Annotated in this window: 4 protein-coding genes; 1 reads left to right on the forward strand and 3 read right to left on the reverse strand. The window is 75.7% G+C overall.

Features of this window, described 5'->3' with window-relative positions; translation table 11 throughout:
- The 3 genes from ACTUAL_RS09255 to ACTUAL_RS09265 form a co-directional block, all read right to left on the reverse strand.
- On the reverse strand, nt 1–326 hold a 326-nt coding region (locus tag ACTUAL_RS09255; RefSeq protein ID WP_440899960.1), incomplete at its 3' end, for an AMP-binding protein.
- Nucleotides 323–814 (reverse strand): N-acetyltransferase family protein, encoded by a 492-nt coding sequence (locus tag ACTUAL_RS09260; protein WP_440899961.1) that lies wholly within the window; start codon nt 812–814, stop codon nt 323–325. The genes ACTUAL_RS09255 and ACTUAL_RS09260, both read right to left, overlap by 4 nt.
- On the reverse strand, nt 811–1,332 hold the full coding sequence (locus ACTUAL_RS09265) for a hypothetical protein (protein ID WP_096495308.1): 522 nt from the start codon (nt 1,330–1,332) through the stop codon (nt 811–813). Before ACTUAL_RS09265 ends, ACTUAL_RS09260 begins: the two co-directional genes overlap by 4 nt.
- 926 nt (nt 1,333–2,258) lie before the next feature.
- Between ACTUAL_RS09265 and ACTUAL_RS09270 the strand changes: the two genes are divergently transcribed.
- Nucleotides 2,259–2,888, forward strand: a 630-nt coding sequence (locus ACTUAL_RS09270) for a LysR family transcriptional regulator (RefSeq protein ID WP_440899962.1), incomplete at its 3' end; no start/stop codon positions are given.

Genomic DNA, 2,888 nt, shown 5'->3' on the forward strand with positions numbered 1-2,888 from the left:
GCGGCGTCGAGCGGGGCGTAGACGGCGCCGAGCTTCCAGGCGGCGATGGCCAGCGCGGGCACGAGCGCGGACTTCTCCGCGAGGACGGCGACCCGGTCGCCCGGCCGCACGCCCAGCTCCGCGAGCCGGGCGGCCAGTGCCCGCGCCCCGCGCTCCAGCTCGGCGAAGGTGAAGCCGGAGCGGCCGTCGTGGACGGCGGGGCGGTCGGGCCAGTTGGCCGCCGCCGCGCGGACGAGGTCGCCGAGCGGGGGCGGGGGCAGGGCGCGGTCGGCGGGGTCGAGCGACCAGGGCGGCAGGGGCGCGGTGCGGGCGGGCGTGGTGGTCACGGGGCGACCTGCCCGGTGCCGTCGGCCTGCCCGTCGACGTCGTAGCTGAAGCGGGCCTTGGGCCTGTCGGTGGCGCCCATGCGCCGGTAGAAGCCGATGCCCAGCTCGTTGTCCGGCGGGGTCTGCCACTCGACGCGGGCGCACCCGCGCGCGGCGGCGAACCCGCGCAGCCGCTCGAAGAACGCCCGGCCGAGACCGGAGCCCCGGTAGGGCTCGCGCAGGTAGAGGCAGTCCAGGTAGGCGAACGGCTCCGCGCCCCAGGTGGCGAAGTCGATCGTGGCGGTCATGTAGCCGCACAGGCGCCCGCCGCCGTCGACGGCCACCCAGCCGTGCAGCACCGGCCGGTCCCCGAACAGGGCCGCGCGCCAGCGCTCGACCTGGCCGCTCTCCCGGAACCCGGCCCTCTCGTAGGCGGCGTGCTCGCGGCACAGCTCCAGGAGCCCGTGGAGCTGGTCCGGCTCGATCGGCCGCACCTCGACGTCGCTCACACCCACCCCGAGAAGGTCGTGGCCAGGTAGGCCGCGCGGGCGTCGTCGTCGAGGGTCCCGCGCGCCAGCACGGTGTTGACCCAGGCGTCGCGCTCGAACCGCATGACCTCCAGCTCCCACACGCAGGCCACCAGGTCGCGCTGCGCCAGCGGGGCGGTGGTGGTCGAGCCGTCGGCGGCGGGGGTCAGGCCGCGCACCCAGTGCTTGAGCATGTTGGCGTCGTACCACTGGCTCACCAGCAGGTAGTCGCCGTCGCAGCCGTAGTGCAGGATCAGGAACCCGAGCGGGTGATCGCCCGCGTCGAGGGTCTCGCCCAGCACGGCGGCGGCCCGCTCGCCCAGCCACCGCGGGTCGGGGACCTCGGCGGCGCGCGCGGGGTCGGCGAACATCGCGTAGGGCTTGAGCACCCGGCCGCGCGCCTCCAGCGGCGGGAGCGCCTTGACCAGGCGGGGCGAGTACGCCAGCGGGTTCGACGCGGCGGTCTCCCCCGCGCTCGGGTGGTCGGCCGTCTGCACCATGCGCTCGTTCTCCTCCGGAGTGCCTCGGGTCGTGCCGCGCCGGTCCCGGCCCGCCCGCTCCGCGCCGGGACGACGGGCGCGCGGCCCGTCCCGCCGCATTCGTGGGGGACCCGGACAAGGCTTCGGGTGAAGCGCGCACCGGCGGTCGGCCGGATGTCGCGTCGGATTCTCGGGTACAGCGCGGGCGAGCCCGGAAAGGCGGCTCGCCGGGTTATCGGATCACCCGGACTCGGGGTGCGCGGACCGATCGGACAAAGCCCCGCGTTCGACGCCGAAGATCCGCATTGGTCGCCACCTCGCCATAACGGGAACGTCCCCGACCGCTTTCCCGAACCCGGTCTGCCAAGACCTCATCGAACGTATCGGCATGAGCACGTCCTGTCACTACGCTGAGGGATGTAACCGCCGTATTGCGCACGGGGTGACGGCCGCGTGGTTCGTCCGACGCAGCCGGTGAGGCCCGGAGAGCTGCGACAAGTCTGCTCACGACACGTGTTCGGCATCCCGCGCGCCCGCCGCCCGCTGCCCCCGTCCGCACCCGCCGAAGTAGCGGACAGTGTTCGCCCGGCGCTCGCGGGAACGTGTCCGAAATCGGACGACAATGACCCCGAAAATGTTTTCCCGGGGCATTCCGAACCGATACCGGGGGCGGCCTTCCGGCCCCGCCCGGTCAGCCGGTCCGCCGCGCCGAGATCATCATCGGGAGGAGCGCGCCCGCGGCGGGCGACCCCGCCGGGCGGGCGGACCACCCGACCGGGTCAGGACGACCGGGGGAAGCGGGTGGCGCGCATTTCCGACGCCGAGCAGGGCTTTTCCGCCGAACCGCGGACCCCCGCCGACAGGACCACCGCAGGGCGCGCCGTTCCCGGCCCGGCGGGCGGGTGATCTTGCCCGGCCGGGGCGAGGCCCTTCCGTACAGTCGCCCCGTGCTCCTCGACCTGAACCTCCTGCGCGCCCTGGAAGCCCTCCTGGAAGAGGGCGGTGTCACCGGCGCGGCGCGGCGGCTGCACCTGACCGCGCCCGCCGTGAGCCGGGCGCTGACCAGGATCCGGCGGGCCACCGGGGACGAGATCCTGGTGCGCAGCGGGCGGGGCATGGTGCCCACCGAGTACGCCGTCGCGGTGCGCGGCGAGGTGCGGCGGCTGGTCAGGGAGGCCGAGGCGGTGCTCTCGCCCCGGCGCGAGGTCGACCCGGCGGAGCTGGACCGGGTGTTCTGCCTGCGGTGGCACGACGCCGTGACCGAGCTGGTCGGGCCGGGGGTGCTGGCCGCCGTCCGGGAGCGCGCGCCGGGGGTCCGGCTGCGGTTCCTCGGCGAGTCCGATTCGGACGGTCGGGAGGCGCTGGAGGGCGTCGACCTGGGCACCAGCGCGGGCCCGGCGCCCTCGCCCGACGTGCACCACGAGCCGGTGCGGCGGGACCGGCCCTCGGTGGTGCTGCGCGAGGACCACGAGCTGGCGCGGGGCGAGCTGACCGCCGAGCGCTACGCCGCCGCCGAGCACGTGGTCGTCTCGCGGCGCGGCGCGCTCGCCGACCGGGTCGACGGGCTGCTCGCCGAG

Source organism: Actinosynnema sp., from assembly GCF_052038725.1.

Excerpts from the sequence above, each read along its gene's own strand:
- ACTUAL_RS09265 (WP_096495308.1), bottom strand. The coding sequence starts at position 1,332 with ATGGTGCAGACGGCCGACCACCCGAGCGCGGGGGAGACCGCCGCGTCG.